We start from the raw sequence: 15,708 nt of genomic DNA on the forward strand, positions 1-15,708 counted from the left end.
CCCTCTTTTCTAAGGTAAAAAATCTATATGCAATCATATTCCACTCCTTCGCTTTATCACAAAGCGATTAGTTTTATGGTATCAGCGTACTTTTCCATTACCTTGATGAATGTATTTGTCAAAACCGCTTCTCAAACAATCCCTGCCAGTGAAACCTTATTTTCTCGCTTTTTAATCGGCTTGTTTTTCTTACTACCTTTCGTGATTAAAGATCGCGATTTTAAAGTAGATACCCGTCAATGGAAATTTTTAATCCTGCGGAATGCCGCGGGTGTATCGAGCATGTTGATTAACTTTTATGTTGTGAAGTTCTTACCGCTTTCCATCGCTGTCTTATTGATGAATACCTCTGCCCTATTTATCCCGATTTTATTGCTCTTTTTCCATCAAAAAACACCGCTTAATGTACTTTTGTGTAGCTTAATCGGTTTTCTTGGCGTTTCCATTATTTTACTCACCAATCACAATGGCAATGTTGATCCTATTTATGTGCTGATTGGGTTATCTGGTGCTGTATTGGCAGGAATGGCATTTATTGGCTTACAAGAATTAAACAAACACAACACACCAAAAAATATCGTATTTTATTTTCATCTGATTGGCACGCTCATGCTACCAATCTTCTTTATTAACCAATGGAAAATTCCTAATTTATATGAGCTTGGTTTATTGCTATTAGTGGGCGGATTTGGATTGATTTTCCAATTATTGCTCACTCGTGCTTTTAGATATGCACCAGCCAACGTTATTACTCCTTTTGCTTTCACTGGTGTCATTTTCTCTAGCGTTTTCGACTGGCTCTTTTGGCATCATACGCCTAACCTCTATTTTTGGTTCGGCGCAGTTGTAATTGTGGGAGCGGTAAGTTTATTGGCAAAAATGAAGAAATAAACACTTTATTTATAAGAATATTAAATTCAGTACGATTAGGTTATAGCTGGCTCAATAAAGTGCGGTGAAAAGTAACGGTGTTTTTCACACTGTCAAAATTCCTAATGTGAATCTTTAAATTTCTTCATCATCATACTTAAGGTTTTGCAATTTCGTTGAAAACGACGGCAATGAGGGCAAGTTAACAAATGCATTTTTAAACCCATTTTTTCTTGCAGTTCTAATGGTCGCTCATGAGAATCAGAAATCATTCGAGTGGCTTGGCGACAACGCATAATTTTCTCCTAAAGTTTTTTTGATAAACAATTTTGCAACTGCAAACGAGCTCGATAAAGTGTGGTATGCAAGTTGGATGTAGTAAGCTGAGTTTCTTGACAAATTTCATCCGATGACAGTTCTAAAAACTCTCTCATCATAAAAATTTTGGCATGTTTAGCGGGTAAACAAGTCAGGCAAGTTTCAAAAATCAACCAAAACTCATCAGAATACACTGTTTCCTCTTCGCCCTGTAATTCGCTCGGATAATATTCTATATTCCAATGCCCTGTATCATCAAAAAATGTATTAGTTGACTGTTCATCTTCAATCTCACTTTCTAATACAAAGCGTCCTTTCTGGCGAAGATAATCAATAATTTTATTTTTTAGAATGGCAAAAACCCAAGTTTTAAAAGCAGCTTGATGTTTAAAATTCGCGAGATTGTTAAATGCACTTAAAAATGCTTCTTGTACTAAATCCTCAGCAAGATCGGCATGGTGCAACTGTAACATTGCAAATTTCAGCATCTGCGTACGAATTTGTTGGAGCTCCATATCAGAAATAGCATTCATTTTAATTCCTTTAAAATTTTTTGTAAGAAATGAAAGAGTTTTTCGTCTAATAGCATGAAAGAAACTATTTCTTTCAATACTATTTTTACCACTTAAACAAGGAAATTTAAAATGAAAAATATTACATTCAAAAGTGCAATCTTAGGTATGGCTATGTTATTTGGTGTAACAACCGTTTATGCAGAAGAAATGAAATCTGATGCCATGCCAATGAAATCAGAACCGATGATGAATACCCCAATGAAAAAAATGATGGAATCAGATGATATGAAAATGCACTCTGACCACATGATGAAATCCGACAATATGATGAAGTCTGATGAAATGGGCATGAAATCTGATATGAAAATGAAATCTGATAAAAAGATGAAATCAAATAAAAAAATGAAAATGACAAAAGAAAAAATGTAAAGAACAGTCTGTAAAAGTGCGGTAAAAAATCTCACAAATTTTTCACCGCACTTTATTGAAATAGAGTTTACATCACCACCACATCAAACTGTTCTTGGTTATAAAACTGTTCTGTTTTTACTTTTACTCGTTTGCCAATAAACATTTCCACTTCTGGTAGCAAACCGTGAGATTCTTCGTTAATAAGATATTCGGAAACCGCTGGCGAGGCATAAACAACAAATTGTTCACTACTGAATAAATGATACACCCGAATAATTTCACGCATAATTTCGTAGCAAACTGTCTCAACCGTTTTCACCCGACCACGTCCATGGCAAGTTGGGCATTCATCACATAGCACATGCTCAAGGCTTTCTCGGGTTCTTTTACGGGTCATTTCCACAAGACCTAATTGCGTAAAGCCATTCACATTGGTTTTCACACGATCTTTAGAAAGCGCATCACATAAAGATTCTAGCACTCGATTGCGATGTTCATCTGTTTGCATATCAATAAAATCAATAATGATTATGCCACCCAGATTACGTAGTTGTAATTGCTGCGCGATAGCTTTTGTCGCTTCAATATTAGTATTGAAGATGGTTTCTTCTAGATTACGATGCCCCACAAATGCGCCGGTATTAATATCAATAGTAGTCATTGCTTCCGTTTGCTCAATAATTAAATAGCCGCCCGATTTAAGATTAACACGTTTATCTAGCGCTGTTTGGATCGCATTTTCAACCCCATACACATCAAAGATAGGTTGATTGCCAGAATAAAGAACAAGTTTATCGCTTAGTTCAGGCATAAATTCATCGGTAAACTCTTTCACTTCGCCAAAGCAAAGCTTAGAGTCGATACGAATTTTTTCTAAGTTCGTGCCGATAAAATCACGCAAAATACGTTGTGGAAGCGCTGGTTCACCGTAAATTTTTGATTTGGTTGGATATTTAGATTTACGCTCTAAGACTTTACGCCATAAGCGTTTTAAAAATTCAGCATCTTGACGTAATTCTTCTTCGCTTGCCCCTTCTGTTGCGGTGCGAATAATGAAACCGCCGAGTTCATCACAAAAAGGTTCAACTAATGCTTTTAAACGGGCACGTTCCTCTTCGCTTTCAATGCGTTGTGAAACGCCTACGTGGCTATTTTCTGGCATAAAAACAAGATGACGCGATGGCAATGTGATGTCTGTTGTTAAACGTGCGCCTTTTGTACCTAGGGGATCTTTTACCACTTGTACAACAATATCCTGCCCTTCGCGTACTAATTCTGAAATGCTCTTAACTTTAAATTGCTTTTGTTCATTTTCATCTACACATTCCGTGTGGGATACAATATCAGCAGCGTGTAAAAAAGCCGCTTTTTCCAAACCAATATCAACAAAAGCAGACTGCATTCCCGGTAGCACTCGAGTTACACGACCTTTATAAATATTTCCGACAATTCCTCGTTTGGCTTGGCGTTCAATATGCACTTCGCGCAACATTCCTGTTTCTACTAGCGCAATGCGTGTTTCGTTAGGCGTTACGTTCATCAATAACTCTACAGCATCCATTTTATATTCCTAATTTCTTAAATTTCATCAAATATTTAGTCTAAATAGAATAATAGCCCGAAATAAGGTAAAATGCACCCTTTCTGAAATTTTCAACCCATTTTGGACTTATAAAATGTTTGGATTCGACCCAACTCTTGTTACTTTTACTATTTATATTTTCGGGATGTTGCTGATTGGCGTACTCGCCTATTATTACACGAATAATTTATCAGATTACATTCTTGGTGGACGTCGTTTAGGTAGTTTTGTGACCGCAATGTCAGCTGGTGCTTCAGATATGTCAGGTTGGCTTTTAATGGGCTTACCAGGTGCGGTCTATTTATCAGGCTTAGTTGAAGGCTGGATTGCTATTGGTTTAACTATCGGGGCTTATTTTAACTGGTTTTTAGTGGCTGGTCGTTTGCGTGTTTATACAGAATTAAATAATAATGCCCTCACGCTGCCAGAATATTTTCACAATCGTTTTGGTTCATCACACAAATTATTAAAACTTGTTTCTGCCACTATTATTTTAGTGTTTTTTACTATTTATTGTGCTTCGGGTGTAGTAGCAGGTGCAAAATTATTCCAAAATTTATTTTCAGTCGAATATTCCACCGCACTTTGGTATGGAGCATTAGCTACCATTCTTTATACTTTTATTGGTGGTTTTTTAGCAGTAAGTTGGACAGATACCATTCAAGCAACCCTTATGATTTTTGCGCTGCTTTTAACACCTATTTTTGTGTTATTAAGCATTGGTGATACCGCTCAATTTTCCTCGGTATTAGCGCAAGCTGAAGCGGCTGCCAATAAAGATTTTACAGATTTATTTACTGCCACTACGCCACTTGGTCTATTAAGCCTTGCCGCTTGGGGATTGGGATATTTTGGTCAGCCACATATTTTAGCGCGTTTTATGGCGGCTTATTCTGTTAAATCACTTATCAAAGCTCGCCGCATTAGTATGACATGGATGGTGCTTTGCTTGGGTGGTGCAATTGGTATTGGTTTCTTCGCAATTCCTTATTTCTTTGCCAATCCAAACATTGCAGGCACAGTCAATAACGAACCAGAGCAAGTGTTTATTGAACTTGCTAAACTTTTGTTTAATCCTTGGATCGCAGGCATATTACTTTCAGCTATTTTAGCTGCAGTAATGAGTACATTAAGCGCGCAATTGTTAATTTCATCTAGCTCAATCACAGAAGATTTCTACAAAGGTTTTATTCGCCCTAACGCATCTGAAAAAGAGCTCGTATGGCTTGGAAGAATTATGGTGTTAGTTATTGCCGCACTTGCTATCTGGATCGCACAAGATGAAAACAGCAAAGTATTAAAACTAGTAGAATTCGCTTGGGCTGGTTTTGGTAGTGCATTTGGCCCAGTTGTACTTTTCTCTCTTTTCTGGAAACGAATGACATCATCAGGCGCAATGGCGGGTATGCTTGTAGGCGCAGTGACAGTATTTGCATGGAAAGAAGTTGTTCCAGCTGATACAGATTGGTTCAAAGTATATGAAATGATTCCTGGGTTTGCTTTCGGTAGCCTTGCAATTATTGTTGTCTCATTGCTGTCTAGCAAACCGGAACAAAATGTTCTAGATACCTTTGACAAAGCAGAAAAGGCCTATAAGGAAGCAAAATGATCGACTTTCGCCCTTTTTATCAACAAATTGCGACCACAAATTTATCAGACTGGTTAGAGACCTTACCACTCCAATTAAAAGAATGGGAAACTCAAACTCATGGCGATTATGCGAAATGGAGCAAAATTGTTGATTTCCTACCTGATTTACATGCTGACAAAATCGATCTAAAAAGTGCGGTAAAATCTGACCGCACTTTTCCCCTTTCAGAAGGTGAAAAACAACGAATTATCCATCATTTAAAACAATTAATGCCATGGCGAAAAGGGCCTTATCATCTTTTCAGCATTCATGTAGATTGTGAATGGCGTTCAGATTTTAAGTGGGAGCGTGTTCTTCCTCATTTAGCACCGCTGCAAGGTCGCACTATTTTAGATGTGGGTTGTGGCAGCGGTTACCATATGTGGAGAATGGTAGGCGAAGGCGCAAAAATGGTCGTTGGGATTGATCCTACCGAGCTTTTTCTTTGCCAATTTGAAGCAGTACGCAAGCTGCTTAATAATGATCGTCGAGCAAATCTTATCCCACTTGGCATTGAGCAAATGCAACCATTAGCGGCATTTGACACTGTATTTTCAATGGGCGTACTCTATCATCGTAAATCACCATTAGATCATTTAAGCCAGTTGAAAAATCAATTGGTAAAAGGTGGTGAATTGGTATTAGAAACGCTAGTGGTGGATGGTGATGTAAATACTGTGCTCGTACCAGCAGATCGCTATGCAAAAATGAAAAATGTTTATTTTATCCCATCTGTCGCCGCACTAATCAACTGGCTAGAAAAAGTTGGCTTTACCAACGTACGTTGTGTGGATGTTGCGACAACTACATTAGAAGAACAGCGTAAAACTGATTGGTTGGAAAATGAAAGCCTGATTGACTTCTTAGATCCAAATGATCACAGTAAAACTATTGAAGGTTATCAAGCACCAAAAAGAGCGGTAATTTTAGCAAACAAATAAAAAAGGGAAATTATTCCCTTTTTTATTTTCTATCAAGAATCTTTCATACTTACAATGAATGATACTCTAATTTCACCGATGTTAATGTTGAGAGCAACGTTTCAGCCATCGTTTTATGGCTTAGTTTTAAGGCTTTTTCAGCCATTACAATTCGCTCAATATCACTCAATTTTTTATCATTTAAATAAGCAAAATTAAGTGCGGTTTGCAACGCTGGCAAACTTGGATTAAACGCAGCGTTTTCTGCATAACGTCCTGTCACCACATCACCACTTTTAAATAAAATCGCAATGCCGTGCGGACTATTTGAATAAGGACAATGAGATTGATTTGCCGCTAAAATAGCTTGATTAACCAAATCATCTTGATGATCAGCAACTAAATCATGATTTTCTTCTGCCAAAAGATGAGTAGCAATATCGAGATCTTTCGGTCCAAAAGCATCTGGTAAATAAGAATGTAACGGATTATTTTGGCTATGTGGTAAATGAATTGAAATTTTTTCAGCGCCATGCAATTCATTCATAAATTGACGACAATGCCCGCACGGCGTGTAATTAACCACCATGTCTGAAATACGACGTTCATTACGCAACCATGCATGAGAAATTGCGCTTTGCTCTGCATGAATCGTTTGCTGAATGGCTGAATTAGAAAATTCTTGATTCGCACCAAAATAAAAATCACCTTTTTCACCAATAGCAATGGCTCCCACATTAAAATGAGAAATAGCAGTATGACTATAACTCGCCGCAATCGGCAACAAATGCATAGCTAATTTCAGTGGAGTAAGTTCAAAATCACGACAAAGCTGCTCCACCTGGGAACGATTTAAAAAGCCAGCCCAATTTTGCAAACGAATTTCATCAACAATAGCTTGATTGAGTGCATCATCTTGTGGCAATGCGTGCTTAATAAGTTCTTGCATAAGACATCCTTAAAATATTAAAAATTATAACTGCACCTATTAAAGCAAAATTTACTGTTAGCCGCGACCCTTTACTAAGGTATTCCTTATAACTGTGATCTCGATCACTTATTTTGATAGATTAAATTTATTACAATTCATTAACATATAGTCAAAGACTATCAATTTTATTGAATAGAACAATTTCACAGCAAATTCTAGAAACGTATAATACCCATATCAAAGGCAGGGCATTAGCTCAATTATTTAACTAGAAAAAGGAAATTATTATGTCAAAAACATCTATCGGATTAGACAAAGTTCAATCAGCAGAATTAGCCAATAAACTTAACGAATTACTTGCAACCTACCAAGTATTCTATACTAATGTACGTGGTTACCACTGGAACATTAAAGGTGTGAATTTCTTTGCATTACACGCAAAATTTGAAGAAATCTACACAGATTTAATCACCAAAGTTGATGAAGTTGCAGAACGTATTTTAACTTTAGGTTACACACCAGATAACGCATATAGCCAATACTTAAAAGTATCTCGTATTAAAGAAGATATCGCAGTAAGCGGCGCACAAGAATGTTTATCAGGCACATTACAAGGTTTAAAAACATTACTCGACCAACAACGTGAAATTCTAGCTCTTGCAGGCGATGCTGATGACGAAGGTACCGCATCACAAATGAGTGACTACATTAAAGAACAAGAAAAATTAGTATGGATGTTCCAAGCAGCTTGCCAAACTTGCCATGCTTAATGGGTAAATTTCAGCTCTAACGAAAACTAACCTGTAATCTATCTAACTTAACAAAGTTAGATGTATTTAAGAACCAAGTTCTACTTTTCTAAGAACTTGGTTTTTTCATTTTAAATTTTAAATTGAATTTACAAAAACAAAGTGAAAAAAATCTCATAAGTGCTATTATCCGCGGACTTTATATTTATGTTTATCGTTGCATACATTTAAAATTAAAAAATTCAGTGTATTTTGTGTTAGTCAAAGGTTATTGTAAAAATGAAAGGGATCCATACTGATGAACCAACCAACCAACCAACCAACCAACCAACCAACCAACCAACCAACCAACCAACCAACCAACCAACCAACCAACCAAATGGTAAAACAGTTGCGGTAGTGACTTCAACAATTGGTCGCCCAGAATTAGCGTTGGCTATTGAAAGCGTGCAAAATCAAACTTATCCATGTAAGCATTATGTATTTGTCGATGGCAATATTTTCTGGGATAAAGCCAAATCTATATTGGAACAATTCCCTGATGTCATTCCTATTTACTTACCAATGAATACAGGAAAAAACGGAATTCTTAACGGAGCCATTAACGCAACAGCGGCTTTTCTTGTTGAAGAAGATATTATTTGTTACTTGGATGATGACAATCAGTTACGAGAAGATCATGTAGAAAGTTTAGTGAATGTGATTGATCAAGGAGCTGATTTTGCCTATTCACTGCGCGTTTTTTACGATTCCAATCATCAATTTATATGTCGCGATGATTGCGAATCTCTCGGTAACTGGAAACCTAAAGAGAATGTGCCGGTTCGCTTTATTATGGAAAATGCTCAACAGATAGGTTGCTTTATTAATACTACAACTAAGAAGCATATTGATACTAATTGTTATGCGATTCCTCGTGAAATTGCTCAGAAAACAGCACATGCTTGGTACACGCCTTTTATTGGAGATCAAAAATTTTTCTCAGCTTTAAATCAATTAGAATTAAAGGGACAAACTTCTGGAAAATATACTGTAAAATATACAGTTGATTTTGATAAAATGATTGGAGTTCATCACTGGTTCCCTCAACTAACTTTATCTGATGAAATGATCAACCTCATTTCATCAGATATATTGAAAGAGCTAAATCAACAAAATATCGAATACTACGGAGGTCGTCCCTGGGCAAAGGAATAAAAGTAAACATTTTTAATCAAAAAAACATAAAAAATATTAATTCAGGCTTGACTTATTTCTAATGCACTAGTTTAATAGTACAAAAGTTTCCAAAAGGATATCAATATGCAAACTCAAGCCTTTATTGCGGTGACAACTCAACCCATTCCCTATTATGCTGATACCACCGCTATTTTTAATACACTTTGCCAACCCAATTCAAATTCTCTCCTACTCGACTCTGCCGAAATCGGGAGTAAAAACAGTTTACAAAGCCTTATCTTAGTCAATGCGGCGGTTAAAATAACGTGCTTAGGTCATAATGTGACATTTAAAGCATTAAACGAGAATGGAAAACAAGTTTTAAAAGAAATTCATCCAAAATTGACCGCACTTGGAAAAGTAAGTGCGGTTAATTTTGATGATGAATTTTCTGTACAATTTTCGCCACTTGATAATCAACTCGATGAAGATAGTAAATTACAATCTTCCACTATTTTTGACGGACTGCGTGTTATTTCTACTCTTTATCAACATAGCCAAACGCCTATTTTCTTAGGCGGATTGTTTGCTTACGATCTCGTTGCAAATTTCATTCCAATGGATGGCATTACATTACAACATGATGGTATCACCTGCCCTGATTACAGTTTCTATCTTGCCGAACATCTCATTACCATCGACCATAAAAATCAACAAGCAACACTCAAAAGTTTCTGTTTTGCACAAGAAGAACAAGTCAATATTGCGAAAACCTCGCTTTCTATTGCGCAAAAACTAAAAAATATTGATAACGTTCTTTCTATTAAAGCAGCAAGTGATGAAGTTAAAACAAACTTTGACGATCCTGAATTTACGGGCATTGTGAAAGCCTTAAAGCACCATATTAACATTGGTGATGTTTTCCAAATTGTACCTTCTCGCCGTTTTTCCCTTGCTTGCCCGAATACATTAGCCAGTTACGCCCAACTCAAACAAAATAATCCAAGCCCTTATATGTTCTATATGAATGATGAAGACTTTATTTTGTTTGGTGCATCGCCAGAAAGTGCGCTGAAATATGAACCTGAAAATCGTCAGTTAGAAATTTACCCCATCGCAGGTTCACGCCCTCGTGGTTTTGATGCTCATGGCAATATCGATCCTGAATTAGATGCACGTTTAGAACTAGAACTTCGTCTTGATCACAAAGAACAAGCAGAACATTTAATGTTGGTTGATTTAGCGCGTAACGACATCGCTCGAGTTTGCCAAAGCGGTACCCGTAAAGTCGCTGAATTAATGCAGGTAGATCGCTATTCTCACATCATGCATTTGGTCTCTCGCGTAGTGGGTAAATTACGCCCTGAGTTAGATGCACTTCACGCCTATCAAGCCTGTATGAATATGGGAACATTAACTGGTGCGCCAAAAATCAAAGCAATGCAGCTTATTTATCAATTTGAACAACAAAAACGCCATAGTTACGGTGGTGCAGTGGGTTATCTCACTTCCGATGGACATTTTGATACCTGTATCGTGATCCGTTCTGCTTTTGTACAAAATGGCATAGCCCATGTACAGGCAGGTTGCGGAGAAGTATTGGATTCTGATCCACAAATGGAAGCCGATGAAACACGCCACAAAGCCGCGGCTGTCTTAAAAGCAATTCGTCAAGTTAATACACAAGCAAAATAAGGAAGAATTATTATGGCTAATATTTTATTTTTAGATAACTTCGATTCCTTTACTTACAATCTTGTGGATCAATTCCGTGTATTGGGTCACAACGTCACAATTTACCGCAATGATTGTGATTTAGAAAAACTGGTAGAAACCGCACTCAATACACCTGATACTATTCTTGCACTTTCTCCAGGGCCAGGAACACCATCAGAAGCTGGGATTTTACTGCCATTGATTGAACGCTTAAAAAATCAAGTACCGATTATTGGAATTTGTTTAGGTCATCAAGCATTGATTCAAGCCTTTGGCGGGAAGGTTGTTCACGCTGGCGAAGTATTGCATGGTAAAGTTTCTCGTATCACCCATGATAACGAAGCAATGTTTAAAGATCTTACTAATCCAATGCCAGTGGCGCGTTATCATTCTTTAATGGGACAAGATTTACCAAAAGAATTTATCGTCAATGCGGAATATAATGGCATTATCATGGCAATTCGTCATCGCGATTTACCCATTTGCGCATTCCAATTTCACCCTGAAAGTATTTTAACTGTGCAAGGTTCGCAATTATTACAACAATCAATTGAATGGTTGTTAAATAGATAAGACATCAAAAAGTGCGGTGATTCTTAACCGCACTTTAAAGGAGAAAAAATGATCACCGTATTCGGACTTAAATCCAAACTCGCACCACGTCGTGAACAACTGGCAGAAGTCATTTATAACAGCCTCTACCTTGGCTTAGATATTCCAAAAGGCAAACATGCGATTCGCTTTTTGTGTTTAGAAAAAGAGGATTTTTACTACCCTTTTGACCGTAGCGATGATTACACGGTCATCGAAATTAACCTGATGGCTGGTCGTATGGAAGGCACCAAAAAACGCTTGATAAAAATGCTATTTAGCGAATTAGAGTACAAACTTGGCATCCGTGCTCACGATGTGGAAATTACGATTAAAGAACAACCTGCACATTGCTGGGGTTTCCGAGGTATGACAGGCGATGAGGCGCGCGATTTAGATTACGATATTTATGTTTAATAAAATACATAAAATTAACAAATCCACATACAAAGAAAAACAGGAATAGACTATGCAACACAATCAATTATTAGAACAACTTTATAGCGGACATTCACTTTCAACCTCAGAAAGCACCGCACTTTTTAATGCCGTCATCCAAGGTGAACTTTCCAATGAACAAATTGCTGCAATGCTTATCGCTTTAAAAGTGCGGGGAGCAAATACAGAGGAAATTACTGGTGCGGTTGCCGCCTCATTACAAAATGCCAAAGCATTTCCACGTCCAGATTATCCTTTTGCGGATATTGTGGGAACAGGTGGTGATGGGCAAAACACCATTAATATTTCCACTGCTAGTGCGATTGTAGCAGCATCAATGGGAGCAAAAGTGGCAAAACATGGCAATCGTAGCGTGTCGAGTAAATCAGGTGCTAGCGATGTGTTAACGGCACTTGGCGTGAATGTGAATGTCACACCAGAGCAAGCTCGACAAGCATTAGATGAAATTGGCGTCTGCTTTTTATTTGCTCAACAATATCATTCTGGCTTCCGCCATGTTGCGCCAGTCCGTGCAGCTTTAAAAACGCGCACTATCTTTAATATTTTAGGTCCGCTTATCAATCCAGCTCGCCCGACTTATCATTTACTTGGCGTATATGCACCTGAATTAGTAAAAACCTATGCTGAAACTGCGGTTGCCTTAGAACATCAACATTCCTTTGTTGTGCATGGTTCTGGCTTAGATGAAGTCGCATTACACGGTGAAACACAAGTGGCAGAAATTAAAAGTGGCAAAATTGAATATTTTACTTTAACACCTGAAGATTTTGGCTTAAAAGCGCAATCCCTCGAAAGTCTTCGCGGTGGTGAACCACAAGAAAACGCCCAATATCTGACCGCACTTTTACAAGGTAAAGGCAAATCAGAACATGCTAATGTGGTAGCCGCAAATGTAGCATTATTGTTGAAATTATTTGGTCATGATGACTTAAAACAAAATGTTCAAAATGTGTTGGCTCACCTTGCATCAGGCAAAGCGTTTGAGACACTGCAACATTTAACAAAATATTAAGATAAAGGCTGATTTGGTACGCCGTAATAAAGCCTCAATAAATAAGAAGAAAAATTATGATCACGCAAAATTTCACCAAACCCATTGACTCTGCTACAGTGCTGCAAAAAATCGTCTTAGACAAAGCACAATGGGTTAAAGCAAAGGAAGCCGAATTTCCGCTTTCACAATTTAAAGAAAACATTCAAAAATCTGACCGCTCTTTTTATGATGCGTTGGCTAAAGGCACACATCAAAAGCCTGCTTATATTTTAGAATGTAAGAAAGCGTCCCCTTCTAAAGGATTAATTCGTGATGAATTTAATTTAGACGAAATCGCCAATGTGTATAAACATTATGCGTCAGCGGTTTCTGTGCTAACGGATGAGAAATACTTCCAAGGTAAATTTGAATATTTGCCGCAAGTACGTGACGTTGTCTCACAACCTATATTGTGCAAAGATTTTATGATCAGCGAATATCAGGTTTATCTTGCACGCTACTATCAAGCTGATGCGATTTTATTAATGCTTTCCGTGGTAAATGATGAAACCTATCGTGTGCTGGCAGATCTTGCGCATTCTCTTGGCATGGGTATATTGACTGAAACCAGCAATGAAGAAGAATTTGAACGCGCCCTCGCGCTTGGTGCAAAAATTATTGGTGTTAATAATCGTAACTTGCACGATTTAACTGTGGATTTAAATCGTGTTGTTGAACTCACTGAAAAATACGCCGATCGAATCCCTGCTGATGTACGTATTATTAGCGAATCAGGCATTTACAATCATAAGCAAATTCGTCAATTACAAAAAGTGGCGCATGGTTTCTTAATTGGGAGCAGCTTAATGGGCAACCAAGATTTGAATAATGCGGTTCGCTCGGTGATTTTTGGAGAAAATAAAGTATGCGGTTTAACACACGCGCAAGATGTCAAAATCGTTTACGAAAACGGCGCACTTTACGGCGGATTAATCTTCGCAGAACATTCAAAACGTTGTGTGAGTTTACGCCAAGCGCAAGAATTAGTAACCACTGCGCCACTTCGATTTGTTGGTGTTTTTCAGAATCAAGAAATTGACTTTATCGTAAAAATAGCCAGCCAGTTACAGCTTTATGCGGTGCAATTACATGGTGCAGAAACTGAAGCATTTATTACTGCACTTCGCCAGCAGCTACCAGAAAACACGAAAATCTGGAAAGCGATTTCTGTCAATACTGAAGCCCAAAGTGCGGTCAATTTTACCGATGATTTGAATGTGGATCGTTATATTTTTGATAGCCAAACAGCTAACCAACAAGGTGGCACGGGTAAAACCTTTGATTGGTCATTAATTCCTGAACATCTTAAGTACAAGATTATTTTAGCTGGAGGGATCTCGCCAAATAATGTAGAACAAGCCATTGCGCAAGACTGCTTAGGCTTGGATCTTAATTCTGGAGTGGAAAGCTCTGCGGGTGTAAAAGATCAAGAAAAAGTGCGGTTAGTTTTTGAAAAAATTTGTTCTTAATCCAATCTAAGGCTGTGTTCTACAGCCTTTATTTTTGTTCTTTTTCAATTAAATAAGAACAACTCTCAAATACAATAACATTCCGTTCACAATTTGGACATACTTCTGTTATAAATTCTTCATTTTTTGATTCTAGTCAAATTATTTTTGATAAAAACATTTATCATTGCGCAATTTCCACAATAAATGTGTGTCTTTGGAGTGATACTATGAATAATCCGGATGGCGTTTTTTCTGCGTTGGCAGATGTTTCTCGCCGAGATTTTATGAAATTATGTACCGCACTTGCGGCTACAATGGGGCTAAATTCTAAAGCTGGCGCTGAAATGACGGCAGCAATGACCAGTCCAGCACGCCCACCAGTGCTTTGGATTGGTGCGCAAGAATGTACTGGCTGTACTGAGTCTTTACTGCGTGCAACCCACCCAACTGTTGAAAATCTCGTGCTAGATTTAATTTCCCTCGAATATCATGAGGTACTTTCTACTGCATTTGGTGAACAAGCGGAAGAAAATAAACATAATGCTATCCATAACTATTACGGCAAATATGTGCTTGTGGTGGATGGTTCCATTCCAATAAAAGACGGCGGTGTGTACTGCATGGTGGCAGGCAAACCAATTGTGGAACATATTCGTGAAGCCGCAAAAGGTGCCGCAGCCATTATTGCAATTGGATCCTGCTCATCTTGGGGCGGTGTTCCATCTTGCGGTGGCAACCCAACAGGTGCGGTCAGTCTTTCTGAAGTTTTACCAAAAGGCACACCAATTATTAACATTCCTGGTTGCCCTCCTAACCCACATAATTTCTTAGCAACCGTTGCCTATATCATCACTTATAAAAAATTACCAGTAATGGATAAGTTAAATCGCCCATTGTTTGCTTATGACCGTCTAATCCATGAAAACTGTTATCGCCGACCGCACTTTGATGCAGGCCGTTTCGCAAAAGAATTTGGCGATTATGGTCATCGCCATGGCTGGTGTTTATATCATTTAGGTTGTAAAGGGCCCGAAACTTACGGCAACTGCTCGACACTAGAATTCTGTGATGTTGGTGGTAATAACTGGCCAGTAGGTATCGGACATCCTTGCTATGGCTGTAACGATCAAGGTATCGGCTTTACCAAAGGCATTTTCCAATTAGCGAACGTCGAAAATCCAACGCCACGCGTGGAAAAACCCGATGTGAACAATGTTGAAGGCGAAGGTGCCTCAATGACGGCGATTGGCTTATTAGGCGGTGCTGCAGCCATTTTAGCAGGTGTCAGCGTGATGACCTTGAAAGAATTGAGCAAACAACATAAAGCGAACAAAGCAGCAGACAAACAAGCCAATCAAGATCAAGGACATTAAA

16 protein-coding genes are annotated in these 15,708 nt (G+C 38.0%); 12 read left to right on the top strand and 4 right to left on the bottom strand.

Going from position 1 to position 15,708, the window contains the following annotated elements; genetic code table 11:
• Nucleotides 1-27: 27 nt before the first annotated feature.
• Entirely contained in the window at nucleotides 28-891 is an 864-nt protein-coding gene (locus DV428_RS06805) for a DMT family transporter (RefSeq protein ID WP_114909160.1), read from the top strand.
• 101 nt (nucleotides 892-992) lie between these two features.
• Here the strand turns inward: DV428_RS06805 and DV428_RS06810 are convergent, their stop codons facing one another.
• Both DV428_RS06810 and DV428_RS06815 read right to left on the bottom strand, forming a co-directional pair.
• A complete protein-coding gene (locus DV428_RS06810; protein ID WP_114909161.1) occupies nucleotides 993-1,166 on the bottom strand; it encodes a zf-HC2 domain-containing protein in 174 nt (57 codons plus the stop codon).
• Nucleotides 1,167-1,175: 9 nt separating this feature from the next.
• Nucleotides 1,176-1,721 (bottom strand): sigma-70 family RNA polymerase sigma factor, encoded by a 546-nt coding sequence (locus tag DV428_RS06815; RefSeq protein WP_114909162.1) that lies wholly within the window; start codon nucleotides 1,719-1,721, stop codon nucleotides 1,176-1,178.
• Between the two features lie 111 nt (nucleotides 1,722-1,832).
• Between DV428_RS06815 and DV428_RS06820 the strand changes: the two genes are divergently transcribed.
• Nucleotides 1,833-2,132 carry a hypothetical protein gene (locus tag DV428_RS06820; protein ID WP_114909163.1) on the top strand — a complete coding sequence of 100 codons (300 nt, stop codon included), beginning with the start codon at nucleotides 1,833-1,835 and terminating at the stop codon, nucleotides 2,130-2,132.
• A 67-nt stretch (nucleotides 2,133-2,199) separates the two neighbouring features.
• Here the strand turns inward: DV428_RS06820 and rng are convergent, their stop codons facing one another.
• Nucleotides 2,200-3,675: a ribonuclease G gene (gene rng / locus DV428_RS06825; RefSeq protein ID WP_046950290.1), complete on the bottom strand. Its 1,476-nt coding sequence runs from the start codon at nucleotides 3,673-3,675 to the stop codon at nucleotides 2,200-2,202.
• Between the two features lie 115 nt (nucleotides 3,676-3,790).
• Here rng and putP point away from each other — a divergent pair, with 115 nt between their 5' ends.
• On the top strand, nucleotides 3,791-5,305 hold the full coding sequence (gene putP / locus DV428_RS06830; protein ID WP_114909164.1) for a sodium/proline symporter PutP: 1,515 nt from the start codon (nucleotides 3,791-3,793) through the stop codon (nucleotides 5,303-5,305).
• Complete coding sequence (cmoB, locus tag DV428_RS06835) at nucleotides 5,302-6,267, top strand: tRNA 5-methoxyuridine(34)/uridine 5-oxyacetic acid(34) synthase CmoB (RefSeq protein WP_114909165.1); 966 nt, start codon at nucleotides 5,302-5,304, stop codon at nucleotides 6,265-6,267. The genes putP and cmoB overlap by 4 nt, the downstream gene beginning before the upstream one ends.
• Nucleotides 6,268-6,316: 49 nt before the next feature.
• On the opposite strand, the gene cdd is transcribed toward cmoB, so the two are convergent.
• The gene (cdd, locus tag DV428_RS06840) at nucleotides 6,317-7,195 is read right to left on the bottom strand and encodes a cytidine deaminase (RefSeq protein WP_114909166.1); all 879 of its coding nucleotides are present in this window, start codon (nucleotides 7,193-7,195) and stop codon (nucleotides 6,317-6,319) included.
• A gap of 269 nt (nucleotides 7,196-7,464) precedes the next feature.
• Here cdd and DV428_RS06845 point away from each other — a divergent pair, with 269 nt between their 5' ends.
• From DV428_RS06845 to hybO, 8 genes are all read left to right on the top strand, one after another.
• On the top strand, nucleotides 7,465-7,947 hold the full coding sequence (locus DV428_RS06845; protein ID WP_046949279.1) for a Dps family protein: 483 nt from the start codon (nucleotides 7,465-7,467) through the stop codon (nucleotides 7,945-7,947).
• Between the two features lie 411 nt (nucleotides 7,948-8,358).
• The gene (locus tag DV428_RS06850) at nucleotides 8,359-9,123 is read left to right on the top strand and encodes a glycosyltransferase family 2 protein (RefSeq protein ID WP_420920774.1); all 765 of its coding nucleotides are present in this window, start codon (nucleotides 8,359-8,361) and stop codon (nucleotides 9,121-9,123) included.
• 105 nt (nucleotides 9,124-9,228) lie between these two features.
• Nucleotides 9,229-10,779: an anthranilate synthase component I gene (gene trpE, locus DV428_RS06855; protein ID WP_162790794.1), complete on the top strand. Its 1,551-nt coding sequence runs from the start codon at nucleotides 9,229-9,231 to the stop codon at nucleotides 10,777-10,779.
• Between the two features lie 12 nt (nucleotides 10,780-10,791).
• On the top strand, nucleotides 10,792-11,373 hold the full coding sequence (locus DV428_RS06860) for an aminodeoxychorismate/anthranilate synthase component II (RefSeq protein ID WP_114909169.1): 582 nt from the start codon (nucleotides 10,792-10,794) through the stop codon (nucleotides 11,371-11,373).
• 48 nt (nucleotides 11,374-11,421) lie between these two features.
• Nucleotides 11,422-11,808 carry a tautomerase family protein gene (locus tag DV428_RS06865; protein WP_005636019.1) on the top strand — a complete coding sequence of 129 codons (387 nt, stop codon included), beginning with the start codon at nucleotides 11,422-11,424 and terminating at the stop codon, nucleotides 11,806-11,808.
• A gap of 52 nt (nucleotides 11,809-11,860) precedes the next feature.
• On the top strand, nucleotides 11,861-12,862 hold the full coding sequence (gene trpD / locus DV428_RS06870; RefSeq protein ID WP_114909170.1) for an anthranilate phosphoribosyltransferase: 1,002 nt from the start codon (nucleotides 11,861-11,863) through the stop codon (nucleotides 12,860-12,862).
• Between the two features lie 56 nt (nucleotides 12,863-12,918).
• Nucleotides 12,919-14,352: a bifunctional indole-3-glycerol-phosphate synthase TrpC/phosphoribosylanthranilate isomerase TrpF gene (gene trpCF, locus DV428_RS06875; protein WP_162790795.1), complete on the top strand. Its 1,434-nt coding sequence runs from the start codon at nucleotides 12,919-12,921 to the stop codon at nucleotides 14,350-14,352.
• 209 nt (nucleotides 14,353-14,561) lie between these two features.
• Nucleotides 14,562-15,707, top strand: coding sequence for a hydrogenase 2 small subunit (gene hybO, locus DV428_RS06880; RefSeq protein WP_114909172.1), 1,146 nt, complete (start codon nucleotides 14,562-14,564; stop codon nucleotides 15,705-15,707).
• The last annotated feature ends 1 nt before the right edge of the window (nucleotide 15,708 follow it).

This window comes from Haemophilus haemolyticus (assembly GCF_003352385.1).
Taxonomy (GTDB): Bacteria; Pseudomonadota; Gammaproteobacteria; order Enterobacterales; family Pasteurellaceae; genus Haemophilus; species Haemophilus haemolyticus_I.

What these genes read in the sequence shown, in the direction of transcription:
- DV428_RS06805 (WP_114909160.1), top strand. Translation starts at nt 28, where the DNA reads ATGCAATCATATTCCACTCCTTCGCTTTATCACAAAGCGATTAGTTTT.
- DV428_RS06810 (WP_114909161.1), bottom strand. Translation starts at nt 1,166, where the DNA reads ATGCGTTGTCGCCAAGCCACTCGAATGATTTCTGATTCTCATGAGCGA.
- DV428_RS06815 (WP_114909162.1), bottom strand. Translation starts at nt 1,721, where the DNA reads ATGAATGCTATTTCTGATATGGAGCTCCAACAAATTCGTACGCAGATG.
- DV428_RS06820 (WP_114909163.1), top strand. Translation starts at nt 1,833, where the DNA reads ATGAAAAATATTACATTCAAAAGTGCAATCTTAGGTATGGCTATGTTA.
- rng (WP_046950290.1), bottom strand. Translation starts at nt 3,675, where the DNA reads ATGGATGCTGTAGAGTTATTGATGAACGTAACGCCTAACGAAACACGC.
- putP (WP_114909164.1), top strand. Translation starts at nt 3,791, where the DNA reads ATGTTTGGATTCGACCCAACTCTTGTTACTTTTACTATTTATATTTTC.
- cmoB (WP_114909165.1), top strand. Translation starts at nt 5,302, where the DNA reads ATGATCGACTTTCGCCCTTTTTATCAACAAATTGCGACCACAAATTTA.
- cdd (WP_114909166.1), bottom strand. Translation starts at nt 7,195, where the DNA reads ATGCAAGAACTTATTAAGCACGCATTGCCACAAGATGATGCACTCAAT.
- DV428_RS06845 (WP_046949279.1), top strand. Translation starts at nt 7,465, where the DNA reads ATGTCAAAAACATCTATCGGATTAGACAAAGTTCAATCAGCAGAATTA.
- trpE (WP_162790794.1), top strand. Translation starts at nt 9,229, where the DNA reads ATGCAAACTCAAGCCTTTATTGCGGTGACAACTCAACCCATTCCCTAT.
- DV428_RS06860 (WP_114909169.1), top strand. Translation starts at nt 10,792, where the DNA reads ATGGCTAATATTTTATTTTTAGATAACTTCGATTCCTTTACTTACAAT.
- DV428_RS06865 (WP_005636019.1), top strand. Translation starts at nt 11,422, where the DNA reads ATGATCACCGTATTCGGACTTAAATCCAAACTCGCACCACGTCGTGAA.
- trpD (WP_114909170.1), top strand. Translation starts at nt 11,861, where the DNA reads ATGCAACACAATCAATTATTAGAACAACTTTATAGCGGACATTCACTT.
- trpCF (WP_162790795.1), top strand. Translation starts at nt 12,919, where the DNA reads ATGATCACGCAAAATTTCACCAAACCCATTGACTCTGCTACAGTGCTG.
- hybO (WP_114909172.1), top strand. Translation starts at nt 14,562, where the DNA reads ATGAATAATCCGGATGGCGTTTTTTCTGCGTTGGCAGATGTTTCTCGC.